Consider the following 20,191-nt stretch of genomic DNA (forward strand, 5'->3'; position numbering starts at 1 on the left):
TAGTTGTATTTTTAAACTATTATATCAAAAAAAAACTATTATACAAAATTTTTAACTTGTTTAAACAAGTTGTTGACAAAAGAATAAAAATTTAATATTATATGTTCAATAAGAGATTGAAATATTGTTTTTTTAAATTATGGAGGGTAATATGGGGAAATATGAGAGGGAATCAAAAGAGATTTTAGAATTAATCGGTGGAAAAAATAATATAATTAGTGCAACACATTGTATAACCAGACTGAGATTGATTTTAAAAGATGACACTTTGGTAGAAAAAACAAAATTAGAAAATTTATCGTTAGTAAAGGGTTCTTTTTCAACATCTGGACAATTTCAAATAATAATAGGAAATGCAGTTAAAGATTTATATAAAGATTTTCTTGCTGTTGCGGAAATATCTGAAGCTACGAAAGATGAAGTTAAAATTGCTGCTAATCAAAAGATGGGGAGACTTCAAAAAGTTGTAGGTGGTTTTGCAGAGATATTTACGCCATTACTTCCCGTTATAATAACAGGTGGATTGATTTTAGGATTTAGAAATATAATTGGGGATTTAGCAATTTTTGGTGATGGAACTCAGACATTAACAAGTCTAAATCCAAAGTTAGCAGAACTACATAGTTTTTTATGGATTTTAGGTGAAGCTATATTTCACTTTTTACCAGTTGGGGTGACGTGGTCTACAGTAAAAAAATATGGTGGAACCGAGATATTAGGAATTGTATTGGGAATTACCTTAGTTTCTCCTCAACTTATGAATGCTTATGGATATGCAACTGCAGCTGCAATAAATGCAGTTCCTTTCTGGGATTTTGGATTTTTAACTATAGAGAAAGTAGGTTATCAAGCTCAAGTTATACCAGCTATGTTAGCGGGGATATTTATGACAAAGATGGAGATATCTTTGAAAAAGTATTTTTCAGAAATTTTAAAAATGATATTACTTCCATTTTTAGTTTTACTGACAACATTAATTTTATCATATTTAGTGATAGGTCCAATATCACGTGAATTGGGAAATTATATAGCTGCGATATTTAATGTTCTTCTAACTGGACCATTTAGAGTTTTTGGAGCAATTTTATTTGGAATGTTTTATGCTCCTCTAGTTATAACAGGTGTTCATCACACTTTCTTAGCTGTTGATTTACAATTGATTGCTCAAGGAGGAACAATGATCTGGCCAATGATTGCACTAAGCAATATTGCTCAAGGTTCAGCGGCGGTAACGATAATGTTTTTAAATAGAAAAGATGAAAAATTAAAATCACTATCTTTATCATCTGCAATTTCAGCTTGGTTGGGTGTAACAGAACCAGCTCTATTTGGAGTAAATTTAAGATTTATGTATCCATTTTATGGAGCTTTAATAGGTTCAGCTTTAGCAGCAGTATATTCAACTTTAACAGGAGTTTTAGCAAACTCTATTGGTATTGGAGGATTGCCTGCATTTTTAGCAATTCAACCAAAGTTTTGGATTAACTATATTATAGCTATGTTAATAGCTTTTATAGTACCAATTATAGCCACATACATTTTAAATAAAAGTAATTTAATAAAAAATAAAAAGTAAAAATAAGGTGAGGAAAATATGTTAAAAAAAGATTGGTGGAAAAGTTCAAGTGTTTATCAAATATATCCAAAAAGTTTTTGTGATAGTAATGGAGATGGAATTGGTGATATAAAAGGTATTATCAGTAAGTTGGATTATATAAAATCTTTAGGTGTTGATGTTATATGGACAACTCCAATGTATGTTTCACCAATGATGGACAATGGATATGATATAGCAGATTATTATAATATTGATCCGATTTTTGGAGATATGGAAGATTTTGAAGAGTTATTAGATGAAACACATAAAAGAGGAATGAAACTAATAATGGATATGGTTATTAATCATACTTCTACTCAAAACTTTTGGTTTAAAGAAGCTTTGAAAGGTCCAGAAAATAGATATCATAATTATTATATTTGGAAAGATGGTGAACAAAATACACCTCCAACTAATTGGAACTCAAAGTTTGGTGGAAATGCTTGGGAGTTTGTAGAGTCGCTAAATAAATACTATCTTCATCTTTTTGATGTGACTCAAGCTGATCTGAATTGGGAAAATCCTGAGTTAAGAAAAGATATCTATAAGATGATAAACTTTTGGCTAGAAAAAGGTGTTGATGGATTTAGATTAGATGTTATAAATTTAATCTCTAAAGAACAAAACTTTTTAAATGATGATTATAAAACTGCAACTTCAGATGGAAGAAAGTTTTACACAGATGGACCAAGAGTACATGAATTTTTAAAAGAGTTAACAGCTAACACTTTTGGAAAGTATCCAGGAAGTTTGACAGTAGGAGAGATGTCGTCAACAACAATTCCTCATTGTATTGAGTATACAAAACCAGAGAATGAAGAGTTATCGATGGTATTTAATTTCCATCACTTAAAAGTTGATTATCCAAATGGGGATAAGTGGGATTTGGGAAAAATGGATTTTGCTGCACTGAAGGAGTTATTGTTTAAGTGGCAACTAGAGATGCAAAAGGGAGATGGATGGAGTGCTGTTTTTTGGTGTAACCATGATCAGCCAAGAATAGTTTCAAGATTTGGAAGTGAAAAGTATTTAAAAGAATCTGCAAAGATGTTAGCAACAGCAATACATATGCTAAGAGGAACACCGTATATTTATCAAGGTGAGGAGATAGGAATGACAAATCCTCATTTTGAAACTATTGAAGAGTATAGAGATGTTGAATCTTTAAACAACTACAAAATACTTCTTCAAAAAGGAAAAACAGTAGAAGAAGCAATAGCAGTTTTAGATCAAAAATCAAGAGACAATAGCAGAACTCCTGTTCAATGGAACAACTCAGTTAATGCTGGTTTTTCAAAAGGGGCATCATGGATAGGTATTTCAAAAAATTATGAAGATATCAATGTTGAAAATAGTTTGAATGATTTAGATTCAGTGTTTTATTACTATAAGAAGTTGATTGAGTTGAGAAAAAATTATAAAGTTGTCTCTCATGGAACGTTTACCCCAATGTATGAAAATAACTCTAAAATTTTTGGATATACTCGTCAGTTAAATAATGAAAAACTTTTAGTTGTGAATAATTTTTATGAAGATGAAATTGATATTGAGATTCCAGAGGAATTTATAGGAAAAAAAGTTCTAATAGGAAACTATAACGAGATTATTTTAAATAACAAAATTCTCATACTGAGAGCTTATGAATCAATTGTAATACTTTCAAAAGCATAAAAAAAGCAGGATTAACCTCCTGCTTTTTTACTATCTATTTTTTAATAACAACTCAATCTCTTTTATTTCCTCCTCTTGAGTTAATAAAATTTTTTGTGCTAGTTTAATCAATTCTTCATTACTTCCATACCTCAAATATTCTCTAGCCATCTCTAAAGCTAATTGATGATGTGGAATCATTGATTTTAAATAGTGCTCACTTACATTTTCAGAATCATTTCCTAATAACTCATAAAATTTCATATCCATCTTCTGTTCATTTAACTTTTGAATCTTTTTTAAAAATTCAGAATTTTCATTTCCTCTTAGCTCCCCTTGCTCTAAAAGATTTTGCATTATCTTAACTTCATTCTTTTGAATCTTTACAACCCTTTCCGCCAACTCTTTAACTTTAGGATTTGTTGTATATCTCAAAACACCGATGCTTGAAACTATTGCAGCTTCATGATGTGGAATCATATAAATCACAAAATTATTTCCCACATCATTCGTTAAAAATATTTGTGAACTATTTGACATCATTAAGCTATGGGCGTATTCATCATACTCTTTATACCCTCTTAAATTATCTGGAACAACCTTTTCTAAAGGTGTTAAAACACTATAAATCTTTTCTTCAGATTCCAATTTATATTTTCTTTCTTTTTGTACTTTTGATACCTCTTTTACTCCATCTCCATAAGAGTTTATAGATACTGTTGAAAAAAGAGCCGCAACTCCTACCATTATATTTATATTTTTAAAATCAATCATTTCTTTCCTCCTGTAGTAACGCTGTGTAAAGTATTATTATAAAATAGTATATAACTTCCTTTTAATAAAAAGGGAAAATTATAGCTATATCGTACAATTAGGTATATAATAAGTTATATATTTAAAATACAAATTAAGTATATAATCCATTTGATAGTTAACAGGAGGTTTTTATGCTTGAATATTTAAAAGAATTAAATCCTATTTTATTAGCTTTTTTAGCTACTTTTTTTACATATTTTGTTACTATGCTTGGTTCTGCCATGGTTTTTTTCTTTAAAACAATAAACCAAAAAGTTTTAAATGGAATGCTTGGATTTGCCTCAGGAGTTATGATTGCAGCTTCATTTTGGTCACTGCTTAATCCTGCTATTGAACTTGCTGAAGAGATTGGTCTTCCAGGTTGGAAACCTGCCTTAATAGGTTTTCTTCTAGGAGGAGGCTTTCTTTGGTGTGTGGATAAATTCCTACCTCATCTTCACTTAAATAAAGAAACATCAGAAGCAGAAGGAATTAAAACAAAATTGAGACGAAGTGTTCTATTAGTTCTAGCCATAACTCTTCATAATATTCCAGAAGGATTAGCTGTTGGAGTTGCTTTTGGTGCTCTTTCTGTAACAGGAAGTGATTCTGCTACTTTAATCTCTGCTGTCACTCTTGCGATTGGAATCGGACTTCAAAACTTCCCAGAAGGAGCTGCTGTATCTATTCCTCTTAGAAGAGAGGGTATGAGTAGATGGAAGGCTTTTTTATATGGTCAAGCCTCTGGAATAGTTGAACCTATCGCAGGTGTTTTAGGAGCTATCTTTGTTATTAAAATGACATCTTTACTTCCATATGCTCTTGCCTTTGCTGCTGGTGCTATGATTTATGTTGTTGCTGAAGAGCTTATTCCAACAGCCAAAGAAGTTAAAAATGACGACTCTGGGACTATTGGTGTTATGTTTGGCTTTGCTCTTATGATGTTTCTAGATGTAGCTCTTGGATAGTAATTACAATACAAAAATGCAAAATGGAGTTCTATTGAACTCCATTTCTTTTTTTCTCAACTTGCATTATTATAACTGTAACTTTATTTGTGTATTTAGATAATTCATTATAATCTTTTTCAACCTGTTCCCAATTTGGATTTGGCAACTCAATCTCTGTTGAAATTTTTCCGCTAATCTCCTCCATACGAGCAATCTCTTTTGTTGTCATACCTTTTTTTATAGCTTCCATAATCTCATTTTCATCTACAGGATTTGACGGCATATCTTGATCTAAAAACATATCTGAAACTATCTCATTATTCATATCACTCTCAAAATTTGGATCACTTTTTTCTAATCCTCCTTCTTTCAAAGTTCTCATCATATTGACAGCAACTTTATTTGTATATATTGACAACTCATTATATAACTCTTCTACTTTTTTCCAATCTGGACTGTCCTTTTGAACTTCAGAGTCTACAATTTCTCCTATTTCATTAATTTTGTTCATTATTTCTGGATCTGATTCTAAACTTCCCATAACACTTATTATAAACTCTTCATTTGCTACATCAGATATCGAAACATTTTCAATAATAGGAACACTATTATCATTTACTACTTCATTTACTATTTCAGCAGAAAAAGATACTATTGAACAAATAGAAATTAATATGATTAAAATCTTTTTCATAGTTGATCTCCTTTTTAATTTTATATACTCTATGAGATATATTACTAAAAAAACTCTCTTTTTCTTTGATTTTATAAATTTTTATTTTGTAGTATAAATATTTAATATTTGCATCATTACACCATTTAAGATAGACTCTTCATCTATATCAAAATTTCCATTATGAGCTGGTGCCACTATATTTTTGTTTTCATTTCTGACTCCTAATGTAAAAAATGCTCCTTCGATTTTCTCAACAAAATATGCAAAGTCTTCAACTCCCATATTGGCTAATTCTTTTTCATATACGCTATTTTCTCCAAGTAATTTAATTGCATTTTCTCTCACAATATCCACATTTTTATTGTGGTTTATCAGAGCTGTATATCCTGGTTCTATCTCTACTTCTCCCTCTCCTCCAAAAGCTAACGGAATTCCTTCAACAATCTCTTTTATTCTTTTCTTCATTTTTTTTCTTACTTCAGGATCTAAGGTTCTAAGTGTTCCTTTTAATTCAATCTCATTGGCAACTATATTTCCAGCTGTTCCCCCATTTATTGTTCCAATTGTTACTACTCCGCTCTCTCTAGCATCTAAATTTCTACTTACAATACTTTGAAGAGCTATAATTACATGAGAAGCTATTAGAAGGGCATCAATTCCTCGACTCGGATATGCGCCGTGACAGCTAGTTCCTTTTATTTTAATTTTTAAAGTATCTGATGAAGCATTCATAGCACCGTATTTGATTCCTATCTTCCCACTCTCTATTGTGTCATCTACATGTAAACCATATACAGCATCTACTCCAACAAGTGCTCCATCCTCTATCATAGGCTTTGCTCCTCCAACAGTTTCCTCTGCGGGTTGAAATATTAATCTTATGTTCACTGGTGGTTTTGTTTTAGTTTCATAAAAATATTTTGCAACTCCTAAGACAATTGTTGTGTGCACATCATGACCACATGCATGGCAAACACCTTTAATTTTAGATGAATACTCTGTTGTTTTCATATCTAAAATAGGTAGTGCATCAATGTCACCTCTTAATGCTATTGTAATATCTTTATTTTCTCCAACTATATCTGCTATCACTCCAGTATTGAATGATGTTCTATATGGAATGTTCATATCGTTTAGATATTCACATATTTTATCATGAGTTCTGTACTCTTCAGTTCCTAACTCTGGATGCTGATGAAAATCTCTTCTTACATCTATCAACCAATCTTTTATCTTCTGAGATTCACTTTTCAATTTATTTATATCCATTTTGTCTCCCTATATATTTTCTAATAAATCAAGATCATTTTTTATTAAATCCTCATAGCTTTCTCTTTTTGAAACCAAATAGCTCTTTCCATCTTTTACAAAAACTACAGCAGGTCTCAAAGCTTTATTGTAATTACTACTCATTGAATGCCCATAGGCTCCTGTGCAACTAACCAGTACTAAATCTCCCTCTGAACATTTTCCTAACTTTGTATTCTTAGCTATTATATCCCCTGATTCACAACATTTTCCAGCTATTGTTACTAACTCTCTTTTACTTTCATTTAATCTATTAGCAACAACACTTTCATATTTAGCGCTATATAGTGCTGGTCTGATATTATCAGTCATTCCGCCATCTATAAAGACATAGTTTTCTTCACCAAAAGTTTTCTTATTTCCTCCAACTGTATATAAAGTACTTCCTGCAGCCGCAACTATTGAACGCCCAGGTTCTATTATCACATTCTCAACTGATAAATTTTCTGCTAGTAGGTTCTCCTCTAAAGAGATAATAATTTTTTTCATCATCTTTTTTAAATCAGTATCTGTGTCCTCTTCAGTATATCTAACCCCGAATCCTCCACCTATATTTATTTCAGGAATTTTAATTTTTAACTCCTCTGAAATCTTTTTCGTGAATTGAACCATTGTTTTTACACCTTCACAAAAAGCAAGCTCATCAAAAATCTGTGAACCTATATGACAATGAAAACCTAAAAAGTTTAACTCTTCTTTTTGAACAATATCTTTTACAATATTTTCTATCTCTTTATCAAAAATTGATTCTCCAAATTTTGAAGTATGCTTTGCTGTTTTTATATATTCATGAGTGTGTGCATCTATTCCTATATTTAATCTTACCATAACACTCATCTTTTTTCCTAGCTCTCTACAAATCTGAGCTACTTTTTCAGCTTCAAATCTGTTATCTAAAATTATACTTCCTATCTCATGTTCTACACACATATGTAGTTCTTCTATAGATTTATTGTTTCCATGCATATGAACTCTTTTCGAAGGAAATCCAGATGAAAGAATTGTATATAACTCTCCTCCTGAAACAGCATCTATATGTAATCCCTCTCTATCTACAACTTGAGCCATTCCTTTTGACAGATAAGCTTTAGACGCATACACAACAGTTGTATTAAATTTTTCACTTTTAAATGAATTTTTTATATCTCTAATTTTCTTTTGTAGTAACTCTAAATCATATATATACAAAGGTGTTCCAAAATCCTCTTTCAATTTTTTTACTGAAATCCCACCTATTTCTAAAATACCATCTACATTTTTCATACTTCCTAAAAACTTCATCCCACTCCTCCTATTCAGTACAATTTATAAATTAATTTATTGATTTAATTCATACTCTTTTAATGATTTTTGTGCAAAGTTAAATCCTAACAATATCAACGGTACATTTATAAATACCATAACTAAATTCGTAAAATCACTTATTACCCAAATATTATCTAACTCCAATCCCGACCAAACACACATAACTCCAAACGGAATAAATATCAGAGATGATACCAGCTTCATTGAGATTAAAAATATCTTTTTTCTGCATATCTCAGTTGCCGATATATCTATAAATGCAATCATTCCTAGTATAGTCGAAAATGCAAACATCCCATAGCACAGAGAAACTATAAATTGAATAATTCCATTTAGTGATGCTGGTGATAGTACCTTTAATGATTCTATGAAATATCCTAACTTATCACTTCTTAAAACCTCAAAGTTTTGAGTATCTAAATTCCATATACTTGCTATAATTACTAAAAAACCTGAAATCGTACAAATTACAAATGTATCTATAAAAACTCCAAATTGTTGAACAAAACCTTGTTCTACTGGATGTTTTGCATCTGCTGCCGCCGCTGCCATAGTCACTGTTCCTTGTCCTGCCTCATTTGACATCAATCCTCTTTTTATTCCCTGTTGTAAAGCTATACCTATTGAACCTCCGAATAAAGCTGACGGACTAAAAGCTCCTTTAAAAACAGCTAAAAAGAAATATGGAACTTTATCTAAATTTAAAGCTATCAAGAATAAAGCTACTCCAAAATATAAAACTGCCATTATTGGTACTATGAAATCAGTTACTGCTGCAACTCTTTTTATTCCACCAAAAATTATTCCAAAGGTAAATATAATTATAGATACTCCTATAACTATATAGACGTTATCTGTTCTAGTATAAACTGCTCCTGTAATCTGACCTGCTAAGCTTCCAAATGCTGTAAACATATGGAAAACTTGTGACGGAAGAGTAAATAAAGCATAGAAGATATAAGAACCTGCTATTAGTAATCCTGCTAACTTACTATTATTTAGAAGTTTTCTTCCGTAGTACGCTATTCCTCCTACATAATCATCCTCATTTTTTTCTTTAAATATCTGTGCAAGGGTTGCTTCAACAAAACTTGTTGCCATTCCGAAAAATGCACTCACCCACATCCAGAATAGTGCTCCTGGGCCTCCTGCTAATACGGCTCCTGTAACACCCATTATATTTCCAGGCCCTATTCTTGTTGCACTACTCAATAAAAATGCCGCCATTGGTGAGATTCCAACTTGATTGCTACTTTTATTTTTTAAAATCTGCAAACTTCTTTTAAAATATCTTATTTGAACAAATTTTAATCTCATTGTAAAATACATTCCACATCCCATTAGCAATAATATCGCTAACGTAAAATTTCCTACTAAAGGAATATTTTTATAAAACTCAAAATTTCTTGGAAACTCCCATAAAAAATCGGTCACTGGACCTAAAAAACTAAAAACTTCATTCACTCTACTTAACTGTAACATTTTCTGCGCTCCTTTTTAAATAAAAAAACTGCCCCATAAAAATAAAATAGGCAGTTTTTTGTAAATTTTATAATATTACAAATAACGGATAGCACAACATTAGATATACTAATGACAGTTATATAGATATTATCTATATACCCAATAAAAGTTTTTGACATAACTTTTATTTCGGCAAACTTCCCTTTCATTTAGTTTCAATGCTTTGTCTAGCTCTACTAACTTACTTTTGTTGTTCGCTCCTCTACCTTAAAATTCTCTTAAATTGAATGAATAGTAACATTAAAAAAAATAAAAAGCAAGTTTTTTTATATATTTTTTAAATTTTTATTACAACTCCAGGTCCTAAAGGTATGCTAAAATATACCCAAATTATTGCTAAAATTATCCACATAATCAACATAGCTATAGTATATGGTAGCATTAAAGATATAACTGTTCCCACTCCTGAATCTTCTTCATATTCTTGAGTCAATCCTAATATAATTGGCATGTATGGAAAAAGTGGAGATATTACATTAGTTGTTGAATCTCCTATTCTATAAAGCATCTGAGTTAATGCTGGATTATATCCTAACATATAGAACATTGGAATAAATATTGGTGCTAGCAACGCCCATTTTGCAGACCCACTTCCTATAAAAAGATTTATAAATGCTGAAAGTAATATGAACATTATAAATAGAGGTATCCCTCTTAAATTTAAGTTCTTAAGCAAATCCGCACCCTCTACAGCTAAAACAAAACCTAATTTACTCCAATTAAAATAAGCTATAAATTGCCCTATCATAAATACCAAAACTATATAGCTCGCCATATCTTTCATTCCCATTGTCATATATCTCGGGATATCTGACATCTCCTTTATATTTCCAACTACTTTACCATACGTTATTCCACCAACTAAAAATAATATTAATAAAAGTGGAATAATCGAATTCAAAAGTGGTGAGTTCAATAAAGATCCCGTATTTGGGTTTCTTAAAAAACTATTTTTAGGATAAACTATTGCTACTAAAAGAACCAAATATATTCCAACATTTATTGCTGTTTTTTTCAAAGCATTTTTCTCTAAAATAGTAACCTCTTCTCTTTTTATAGTTTTTTTACCTGTATACTTTCCTAATCTAGGCTCTACTACTCTCTCAGTTATTGCTGTTCCTACAATAGCTAATAGAAATGTCGAAACTGCCATAAAATACCAGTTATCTACAACCGAAACTGTTATACTTGGATTTACTATTTTCATAGCCTCTGTTGAAATTCCTGCTAATAAGGCATCAGTTCCCGCCACTATCAAATTAGCACTAAATCCCGCTGTTGTTGCAGCATACCCAACCGCTATCCCTGCTAGTGGATGTTTTCCTAATGAGCAAAATATAAATGCTGAAATCACCGGGACTACTACTATCGCAGCATCAGATGCTATATTTCCACAAATACCTATAAGCATAATCATAAATGTAATAACTTTTGGTGAACTATTTAATATTGTATTTCTCATAAAAGCTGAAATTAAACCCACATGTTCAGCTAATCCAATTCCCAGAGTCATTACTAAAACTAATCCTAACGGAGAAAAACCAGTAAAATTTTTAATTGTATTCTGAAGCATAAAATTAATACCTTCACCAGAAAAAAGATTTTTTACTTTAACAACTTCATTCTTTACAGGATCTACAACTTGAACTCCAAAACTACTCAAAAGTGCTGACAGCAAAATAATAAATACACTTAAAAAGAAAAATAACATAAATGGATGTGGAATTTTATTTCCAACTTTTTCTATCCAATCCAAAATTCTGTGTTTTTTTTCTACACCAATTTTTTCCATTTAAACCCCTCCCATTTTTTTGTTTTAAATCAGTGTACTACTTGAGTATAAATTATACAACTATATTATTTTTATCTAACTCATTCATAATATAAATATGACAAAAACATAAGAAATATGGTATTAATTAAAATAATAAATAGTGAGGGAGTGATTTTATGTTAAACAATCTTAATACACATCGTAATTATCTTCATACAATACCTGAAATAGCTTTAAAAGAGTTTCAAACTTCTGAGTATATTAGAAAAATTTTAGATGAGGAATGTGTTGAGTATCATTCTATTGGAACGAGTACTGTAGCTTTTATTCCTGGTACAATTGATTCTTGCTTGGCTTTCAGAGCTGATATTGATGCTTTACCTTTAAAAGAAGAGAGTAACAATCCATTTAAATCTAAAATAGATGGTATGATGCACGCTTGTGGTCATGATGGTCATGCTGCAATGCTTTTAACATTCATTCAAGAGATAAAAAAATTAATAAACTCAGGTGTTAAATTACAAAAATCTTTAGTATTCATATTTCAAGCCGGAGAGGAAGGAGCAGGTGGGGCTCGTTTTATTGTTGCTGATGACTACTATAAATCTAAGAAAATTGAAGCTATTTTTGCACTTCATGTTTATCCTGAAATTAAAGTTGGAGAGTTTGCTGTGAAATCTGGATGTGTTTCTCTTCAAAATATAAATTTAGATATAACTCTAACTGGTAAAGGGTGTCACGGTGCTCAACCACATAAAGGAATTGACTCTATCTTAATTGGGGCCAAACTTGTTGAAGCGTACCAATCTATAAAATCTAGAAACATTCCATCGTATGAACATTTTCTTCTAACTATAGGAGCTTTCCATGCTGGAACTGTTCGTAACATTATCCCTGGAAGTGTCAATATGCTTGGAACAATTAGATTAGAAAATAGGTCTTTGATTCCTTTCATAAAAGAGAGAATGGAAAAAATTAACTCTGGTTTTGAAACTGCTTTTGATGTTGATATCAATATGCATTTTGAACCTTTTTATCCTCCTGTTATCAATGATAAAAAACTATTTGAACATGCACTTCACGCATTAAATGGAAAAACCGTTTTTACTGATATCTCTTTAAGTGGGTCAGAGGATTTTTCATTCTACTCTCAAGATGGCACTCCAGGTCTTTTAGCTCTTGTTGGTGTTAGAGATGAAGAAAACGGTCATGTTTGTGCTCTTCATAACAGTCGATTTGATTTCAACAACGAAGCTTTAACACATGGCGTAGAATATTTTTTAAATATCTTAAAAGAATTTAAATGCTTATAATTATCATGAGTTCTTCGGAACTCTTTTTTTATTGTGGATAATTTTAATATTCTTTGACTTTTATATACTTTTCTTTTAAAATTATATAGTGTAATAAAATTACTAAATATTGGAGGTTTTTAATGTTAAAAAAATTTATAAGTTATTATAAACCTTATAAAAAACTATTTTTTTTAGATTTACTTGCTGCTATAACAGTTTCCGCCTGTGATTTAATATACCCTATGTTGAGTAGAGCTGCTGTAAACAACTATATTCCAAATAAAAATTATAAAGCTATTATTACTTTAGCGGGTATTCTTTTAGGAATATATTTAATAAAACTTCTTTGTAACTTCTTTATGAATTACTGGGGACATGTTGTTGGAGTTAGAATGCAAGGGGATATGAGAAGAGATGTCTATGCAAAACTTCAAAACTTTCCTATCAAATACTTTGATAATACTGCAACTGGAAGTATCATGTCAAGAATTGTAAACGATTTACAAGAGGTTTCAGAATTAGCTCATCATGGTCCAGAAGATCTATTTATCTCTATAATAATGATCTTAGGTTCGTTCTTCCTATTACTAAAAATCAATATTCCTTTGACATTAATTGTATTCTCTGTAATACCGTTTATCGTTTGGTTCACACTAAATAGAAGACAAAAAATGACTGATGCCTTCTCTGAAACTCGTGAAAAAATTGGCGCTATTAATTCAACATTACAAAATAGTATCAGTGGAATTAGAGTTTCAAAAGCTTTTGTCAATAAAGAAGAGGAATTACAAAAATTTAAAAAAAGTAATATCGAATTCAAAAAAGCTCGTGAAGGAGCTTATAAAGTTATGGCTGAATATGTTTCAGGGATGACATTCTTTACTGATATGCTAGACTATCTTGTTTTAGTTTTTGGTGCAATTTTTACATATCAAGGTAAAATCAATTTTGGAGATTTCTTAGCTTACCTACTTTATATCAGAATTTTTAGTCAGCCTATCAAAAGATTAGTTGGTTTTGTTGAACAATATCAAAATGGAATGAGTGGATTTAAACGTTTCAAAGAGATGCTAGATGAAGATATCGAAAAAGATTCCTCTGATGCAACAAACTTAGAAAATGTAAAAGGAGCAATCACTTTTGAAAATATATACTTTAGTCATGAGAAAAAAAATATTTTAAAAGATTTCTCTTTAAGTATAAACGCTGGAGAAAAACTTGCTCTTGTAGGACCTTCTGGTGGAGGAAAAACAACAATCTGTAATCTGATTCCTAGATTCTATGATATTAACAGCGGAGATATTAAAATAGATTCTAAAAGTATATATGATTTCAAAATAGATTCGCTAAGACAAAGTATAGGAATTGTTCAGCAAGACCCATTCCTATTTACAGGTACAATCAGAGAAAACCTAGTAATTGGTAAGCCTGAAGCTACAGATGAGGAGATTATAGACGCTGCTAAGAAAGCTAATATCCATGATTTTATTGAAACTCTTCCTGATGGTTACGACACTGAAGTTGGTGAAAGAGGAGTAAAACTATCTGGTGGTCAAAAACAAAGAATTGCTATCGGTAGAATTTTCCTTAAAAATCCACCTATTTTAATTTTAGATGAAGCTACATCAGCTTTAGATAATATCACAGAACAACTTATCCAAGAGTCATTAGATGAACTCTCTAAAAATCGTACAACTATTGTCGTAGCTCACAGATTATCAACAATTAAAAATGCTGATACAATAGTCGTTTTAACAGATGATGGAATAGTTGAAAGAGGAAATCACGAAGAACTTATTAATAACAAAGGTTTCTATTACAATTTACATTTAGGGATCTTACAATAATAATTTTAATTTTATTTAATCTTTAGGGGAGGATTTGATGAACAAACTTTTTACTTTATTACTTACTTTAAACATTTTATTTTTTGCTACTAACACTTTTTCAAACGAAAAAAATAATATCATAGTAGCCCAAGGTTCAAAACCTAAATCTTTAGATCCACACACTTTCAATGAGTTTCCAACTTTAGGTATAACTGAACACATCTTTAATACTTTAGTAACTCTTGATGACAATGGAGTTCCAACTCCTGAGTTAGCTGAATCTTTTGAATATCTATCTCCAACAGAGATTATTTTTACTATCAGACAAAATGTTAAATTTCATAATGGGGATATTATGAGTGTTGATGATGTCGTATTCAGTTTAGAAAGAATGCTTCAAAAACCTGGAAGTAGAGTTATATTAAAAGATATCAAAAGTGTTATAAAAACAGAAGATGAAAAAGTTCTTATAACTTTAAAAGAGCCATCTGCTCCATTTTTGGCAAATTTAACTCTTCCAATCGCTGCAATTATGAATAAAAAATATGTTGAAGCTGGAAATAACGTTGCTTTAAAACCAATGGGAACAGGGCCATATATGGTCACAAATTGGGGAGATGGGGACAAGATTGTAATGACTAGTTTTAAAGATTACTTCAAAGGAGCTCCTAAAAACAGTGGTCTTACTTTTAAAATTATAACTGAAAACACTAGCCGTTTAGCTGCTTTAGAAACTGGTGAAGTAGATGTTATCTATGCAATATCGCCTATCGATTTTAATATCGTAGAAAAAAATCCAGAGTTAGATTTGCTACATAAAACTACAACTACCACAGAACTTATGGTTTTAAATGTCGAAAAAGAAGGATTAAATAATAAAAACATTAGAAAAGCTATTCATATGTCTATTGATAAAGAGGGTATTTTAGAGGCTATCTTCCTTGAAAGAGGCTCTGTTGCCACTTCTCCTATCAATCCTAATATATTTGGTAGCTCTCAGGATTTGACACCTTTTAAAAGAGATATCGAAGGAGCTAAAGCTATTATTAATTCTGAGAAAAAAATTCCATCTCTCAAAATTTGGACAAGTGAAAATATTGTTAGAGTTCAAATAGCTCAAATAATACAAGCTAATTTAAAAGAGATTGGAATTGAATCTACTATTGAAATTGTTGAGTGGGGAACTTTTTTAAAAAGAACCTCAGAAGGAGCACACGATATTTTACTTACAACTTGGATTTTAGGTGTTAGTGATATCGATACTGTTGTAACTACTCTTTTCCATTCTAACTCTATTGGTGCAGAAGGAAATCGTTCGTTTTATAATAATCCTGAGTTAGATGCTAAAATTGATCTTGCTCGTTCGACAATTGATTCTGAAAAAAGAAAAATATATTACAAAGAGATTCAAGAGATGATACTAGACGACAATCCAATCATACCCCTGGTTTATAAAATCGACGGAATTGGAATTAGTAAAAAAATTAAAAATTTTGACTATAACAAAGCCAGTATGAGAAACTATTATGAAAATATGAAAAAAGTAGATGCTAAATAGCATCTACTTTTTTGTTATCATCTCTATTAAATCTTTTACAGTATGTTTTAAATACTGTCCTTTTAAATAATCCATTTTTACATCTTCGTAGATATGTTTTTTTACCTCTTTAGGTCTCTCTACAAAAATCTCTCCACAAACTTCATACTCTTCAGATAAAGGAACAATAAATGGAACTTTAAACTCCTCTACTTCCATTAAAGGTTTTAAAAATTTCTCTCCTCTAGCTTTAGTTATTACTGCCATATCAAAGTTTGAATTTATTTCACAAAACTTTTTTAGAACTGTAACATTCAATTGAAAATCCATGCACCATGGCTCTCCCGAAACTAAAAAGTTAATTTTTTTCTCAACATTTTTTACAATGTTTATCTCCTCTTCAGTCATTTCAATTCTAGAATAATTCTTAGGGATTCTATCCCTCTCACTTTTTATTCCTGTTCCCATAAAAGCATCAAAATTCATTCCTGCAGAATAAAGAGTTTTTATATCCATTTCTTCACCTCACAATAAATATCTTTTACTATCTATTTAGCATTTTACAATTTTTATATTCGTTTTTAGCTCCTGATTTATAAGTACACGTTCCTGTTAAAAGTTTACACTTTATCGACATGTAATCTTCTCCTATTAACATTCCTATTGAGTGCTCACATTCAAGAGTTGGATATTTTTCAATTACCTCTTTTTTTTCATCTTCTGTTATAAAATACTTCTCCATCTTTTCTCCTACCTTTTCGTTTTATAATATCTATCTCTTAATAAAAAATAGTAAATACCACTTAAAATATATGCTAATGACATGTAATTAAGTACACCTCTGCCTAAATATTTTAAACCTAAGCCTACTAATAATCCTCCAGTTGTAAAAGAGAGAATGTTTATAGCATAGTACTTCATCTTCCACATTATCTCTCTGTTTCCTCTTAAATAGTGCCCAATAACAACACCTAAATCAGTAACTGTTCCTGACATATGAGTAGTTCTAATTACCATTCCTTTATAACGTATAAATAGACCATTTTGTAAACCTAAAGAAAAAGCAAGAATAAATGCAAATATAATTTTATCATAAAGATATATATCTATAATTTTCAATAAAATCCCAATAAATATGAAGGTATCTCCATATCTTTTTCTAAGTTCAAAGTCTCTACCCGACCCTATCATAATACCAGAAACTATCGCTCCACTAAAAAACGAAACCACTAAACCTAGCATTATTTTAAGGTGGGGTATGTTTGAGTAAGCTAAGTCCGTAGAGATTCTGGTCACACTTCCTGTTATATGGCTGACGGTTAAAGAGAATTGTAAAATTGCAAACGCATTCATTCCTCCACCTAAAAGTGCTAATAAACTAATCCATAAAAACAGTTTTTTGTTAATTTGCTCCATCTCTACCCTTCTTCTTAGTATTTTATTTTAAATACTACTTTCTTTAATTCTGTTGGTTCATTATTTTTTGCAATTAATGGCATATGAGGCTCATCTGGGAACACTACTAAGAAATTATCTTTAGTCATATTCATTCTATATTCCTCTGCTCCTTCTAAAACTCCAAAATCTGACTCTTCATTAAACTCACTTTTTTCTTTTAATGAATCCTTTAATGAGTATCCGATTCCTTCTTCTCCTTCGATTACAACGTGTATATCAATATATTTTTTATGGCACTCAAAGAAACACTCTTCTAAAACTTTAGTTTTACACTCTTGAAGGTTAAAAAATACATTGTCACCGTCTATTTCATTTTTTCCTAAAACCCCATTTTTATAGCTTCCATTCTCAATCGCTTCAATAGCTGCATCTAGCTCTTTTGAAATTCCCTTATAAAATTTTAATTCGTTTAATTGTCCAAAGATCATTTTTAATAATCCCCCTTAATTTTTTTTACTGTACTTTAATAATATTCCAAAATCCTTTATAAAGTCAAGCTATAATTTAATTTAGATTGATTTTTTTTAATAATTCTTTTATAATATAGTGTGAAGAAATATATTTAGAGGAGGATAATGTGTTACAAAAATTTAAAAGAAACTTTTCAATTATAGCACATATAGATCACGGTAAATCTACTGTAGCTGATAGACTACTTCAAGCTACTGGTACAGTTACTGAGAGAGAAATGAAAGAACAGCTACTAGACTCGATGGAGCTAGAAAGAGAAAAAGGAATTACGATAAAAGCTCAAGCAGTTACTTTAAAATATAAAGCAAAAGATGGTAATGATTATGAATTAAACTTAATTGATACTCCAGGTCACGTTGACTTTATATATGAAGTATCTCGTTCTTTATCAGCTTGTGAAGGGGCTCTACTTGTTGTAGATGCTGCTCAAGGTGTTGAAGCTCAAACTCTTGCTAACGTTTATTTAGCATTAGAAAACAATCTTGATATCGTACCTGTTATCAATAAGATTGATTTACCTGCTGCTGATGTAGATAAAGTAAAAAATGAAATTGAGGATATTATTGGATTACCTGCTGACGATGCCGTTTTAGTATCAGCTAAAGCTGGAATCGGTATTGATGATTTATTAGAAGCAATTGTAGAAAGAGTTCCTGCTCCTACATTCGACGAAGAAGCTCCGTTAAAAGCGATGATCTTCGACTCACTATTTGATGACTATCGTGGAGTTATAACTTATGTTAAAGTTTTAGACGGTTCAATCAAAAAAGGAGATAAAATCAAAATTTGGTCAACTGGAAAAGAGTTTGATGTTCTTGAGTGTGGAATCTTTGCTCCTACTAAGAAAGAGCAACCTGAATTAGGTTCTGGATCAGTTGGATACATCATAACTGGTATCAAAACAATTCAAGATACACAAGTTGGAGATACTGTAACTCACGCTAAAAGACCTTGTCTTGAGCCATTAGAAGGATTCAGACCAGCTCAATCAATGGTATTTGCTGGATTATATCCATTATCTACAGATGATTATGAGGATTTAAGAGAAGCTTTAGAAAAACTTCAACTAAACGATGCTTCATTAACATTCCTACCAGAAACATCTCTAGCTCTAGGATTCGGATTTAGATGTGGATTCTTAGGACTATTACATATGGAAATCATTGTTGAAAGATTAAGAAGAGAGTATGATATCGATCTAATCTCTACATCTCCATCAGTTGAGTATAGAATCACTATGGAAGGAAAAGAAACTTATGTTATCGACAACCCTTGTGATTTCCCTGAAGGTGGAAGATCTAAGTTTATCGTTGAAGAGCCATATATAAAAGGAAGCATTCTTACTCCTAAAGATTATGTTGGAAACGTTATGGAACTTTGCCAAGAAAAAAGAGGAACATATATTGATATGAAATATATTGATGACAATAGAACTATGGTAATATATGAGTTACCACTAGCAGAGATTGTAATCGATTTCTATGATAAATTAAAATCTAGAACAAAGGGATATGCATCATTCGAATATGAAATGATTGGATATAAAGAATCTACACTTGTTAAAGTTGATATTCTTGTTTCTGGAAATCCTGTGGATGCGTTCTCATTCATCGCTCACACTGATCATGCTGCTTCTAGAGGAAGAGCAATCTGTGAGAAATTAAAAGAGATTATTCCTAGACAACAATTCGAGGTGCCTATCCAAGCTGCTTTAGGAGCTAAAATCATAGCTAGAGAAACTATCAAAGCATATAGAAAGAACGTTCTTGCTAAATGTTACGGTGGAGATATCTCTAGAAAGAAGAAACTTTTAGAGAAGCAAAAAGAAGGAAAGAAGAGAATGAAACAAATTGGAAACGTTGAGATTCCACAAGAGGCATTCGTATCTGTACTTAAACTTAACGATTAATAAAATGAAACGGGTTTTAAAAGACCCGTTTTTTTTATTTATAAAATATTTGGAGTAACTACTCAGCTGGTAGATTACAAAAAATAAAAAATAGCTAAATAATAGGAGATTTC

17 protein-coding genes and 1 riboswitch are annotated in these 20,191 nt (G+C 30.8%); of the genes, 7 read left to right on the forward strand and 10 right to left on the reverse strand.

Going from position 1 to position 20,191, the window contains the following annotated elements; genetic code table 11:
* Positions 1 to 151 precede the first annotated feature (151 nt).
* Both treP and treC read left to right on the forward strand, forming a co-directional pair.
* Positions 152 to 1,576, forward strand: coding sequence for a PTS system trehalose-specific EIIBC component (treP, locus tag L988_RS05255; RefSeq protein ID WP_047382323.1), 1,425 nt, complete (start codon positions 152 to 154; stop codon positions 1,574 to 1,576).
* 18 nt (positions 1,577 to 1,594) lie between these two features.
* Positions 1,595 to 3,268, forward strand: a complete 1,674-nt coding sequence (gene treC / locus L988_RS05260) for an alpha,alpha-phosphotrehalase (protein WP_047382325.1) — start codon at positions 1,595 to 1,597, stop codon at positions 3,266 to 3,268.
* A gap of 30 nt (positions 3,269 to 3,298) precedes the next feature.
* On the opposite strand, the gene L988_RS05265 is transcribed toward treC, so the two are convergent.
* Entirely contained in the window at positions 3,299 to 4,021 is a 723-nt protein-coding gene (locus tag L988_RS05265; RefSeq protein ID WP_047382327.1) for a DUF305 domain-containing protein, read from the reverse strand.
* A 173-nt stretch (positions 4,022 to 4,194) separates the two neighbouring features.
* Here L988_RS05265 and L988_RS05270 point away from each other — a divergent pair, with 173 nt between their 5' ends.
* Positions 4,195 to 5,010 carry a ZIP family metal transporter gene (locus tag L988_RS05270; RefSeq protein ID WP_047382329.1) on the forward strand — a complete coding sequence of 272 codons (816 nt, stop codon included), beginning with the start codon at positions 4,195 to 4,197 and terminating at the stop codon, positions 5,008 to 5,010.
* Between the two features lie 31 nt (positions 5,011 to 5,041).
* Here L988_RS05270 and L988_RS05275 read toward each other — a convergent pair whose 3' ends face one another.
* The 5 genes from L988_RS05275 to L988_RS05295 form a co-directional block, all read right to left on the reverse strand.
* Positions 5,042 to 5,686: a hypothetical protein gene (locus L988_RS05275; protein ID WP_047382330.1), complete on the reverse strand. Its 645-nt coding sequence runs from the start codon at positions 5,684 to 5,686 to the stop codon at positions 5,042 to 5,044.
* A gap of 81 nt (positions 5,687 to 5,767) precedes the next feature.
* A complete protein-coding gene (locus L988_RS05280; protein WP_047382332.1) occupies positions 5,768 to 6,937 on the reverse strand; it encodes a M20 family metallopeptidase in 1,170 nt (389 codons plus the stop codon).
* A gap of 9 nt (positions 6,938 to 6,946) precedes the next feature.
* A complete protein-coding gene (lysA, locus tag L988_RS05285; protein WP_047382334.1) occupies positions 6,947 to 8,257 on the reverse strand; it encodes a diaminopimelate decarboxylase in 1,311 nt (436 codons plus the stop codon).
* 36 nt (positions 8,258 to 8,293) lie between these two features.
* Positions 8,294 to 9,763 carry a sodium:alanine symporter family protein gene (locus L988_RS05290; protein WP_052191704.1) on the reverse strand — a complete coding sequence of 490 codons (1,470 nt, stop codon included), beginning with the start codon at positions 9,761 to 9,763 and terminating at the stop codon, positions 8,294 to 8,296.
* 81 nt (positions 9,764 to 9,844) lie between these two features.
* Positions 9,845 to 10,018, reverse strand: a riboswitch (Lysine riboswitch).
* 64 nt (positions 10,019 to 10,082) lie between these two features.
* Entirely contained in the window at positions 10,083 to 11,597 is a 1,515-nt protein-coding gene (locus L988_RS05295; RefSeq protein WP_047382335.1) for an AbgT family transporter, read from the reverse strand.
* Between the two features lie 158 nt (positions 11,598 to 11,755).
* On the opposite strand from L988_RS05295, the gene L988_RS05300 reads away from it, so the two are divergent.
* From L988_RS05300 to L988_RS05310, 3 genes are all read left to right on the forward strand, one after another.
* Positions 11,756 to 12,892, forward strand: coding sequence for a M20 family metallopeptidase (locus L988_RS05300; RefSeq protein WP_047382336.1), 1,137 nt, complete (start codon positions 11,756 to 11,758; stop codon positions 12,890 to 12,892).
* A 122-nt stretch (positions 12,893 to 13,014) separates the two neighbouring features.
* Complete coding sequence (locus L988_RS05305; RefSeq protein ID WP_047382337.1) at positions 13,015 to 14,721, forward strand: ABC transporter ATP-binding protein; 1,707 nt, start codon at positions 13,015 to 13,017, stop codon at positions 14,719 to 14,721.
* A gap of 37 nt (positions 14,722 to 14,758) precedes the next feature.
* On the forward strand, positions 14,759 to 16,261 hold the full coding sequence (locus tag L988_RS05310; protein ID WP_047382339.1) for an ABC transporter substrate-binding protein: 1,503 nt from the start codon (positions 14,759 to 14,761) through the stop codon (positions 16,259 to 16,261).
* A gap of 3 nt (positions 16,262 to 16,264) precedes the next feature.
* Here the strand turns inward: L988_RS05310 and L988_RS05315 are convergent, their stop codons facing one another.
* From L988_RS05315 to L988_RS05330, 4 genes are read right to left on the reverse strand one after another with little or no spacing between them, the layout of a single operon-like run.
* On the reverse strand, positions 16,265 to 16,756 hold the full coding sequence (locus L988_RS05315; RefSeq protein WP_047382341.1) for a thioredoxin family protein: 492 nt from the start codon (positions 16,754 to 16,756) through the stop codon (positions 16,265 to 16,267).
* A gap of 28 nt (positions 16,757 to 16,784) precedes the next feature.
* A complete protein-coding gene (locus L988_RS05320) occupies positions 16,785 to 16,982 on the reverse strand; it encodes a hypothetical protein (RefSeq protein WP_047382343.1) in 198 nt (65 codons plus the stop codon).
* An 8-nt stretch (positions 16,983 to 16,990) separates the two neighbouring features.
* Positions 16,991 to 17,656 (reverse strand): YoaK family protein, encoded by a 666-nt coding sequence (locus tag L988_RS05325; RefSeq protein WP_047382345.1) that lies wholly within the window; start codon positions 17,654 to 17,656, stop codon positions 16,991 to 16,993.
* A gap of 14 nt (positions 17,657 to 17,670) precedes the next feature.
* A complete protein-coding gene (locus L988_RS05330; protein ID WP_047382347.1) occupies positions 17,671 to 18,126 on the reverse strand; it encodes a YhcH/YjgK/YiaL family protein in 456 nt (151 codons plus the stop codon).
* Between the two features lie 149 nt (positions 18,127 to 18,275).
* Between L988_RS05330 and lepA the strand changes: the two genes are divergently transcribed.
* Positions 18,276 to 20,078, forward strand: coding sequence for a translation elongation factor 4 (gene lepA, locus L988_RS05335; protein ID WP_047382348.1), 1,803 nt, complete (start codon positions 18,276 to 18,278; stop codon positions 20,076 to 20,078).
* Positions 20,079 to 20,191 lie beyond the last annotated feature (113 nt).

It is taken from the genome of Cetobacterium sp. ZWU0022 (assembly GCF_000800875.1).
Taxonomy (GTDB): domain Bacteria; phylum Fusobacteriota; class Fusobacteriia; order Fusobacteriales; family Fusobacteriaceae; genus Cetobacterium_A.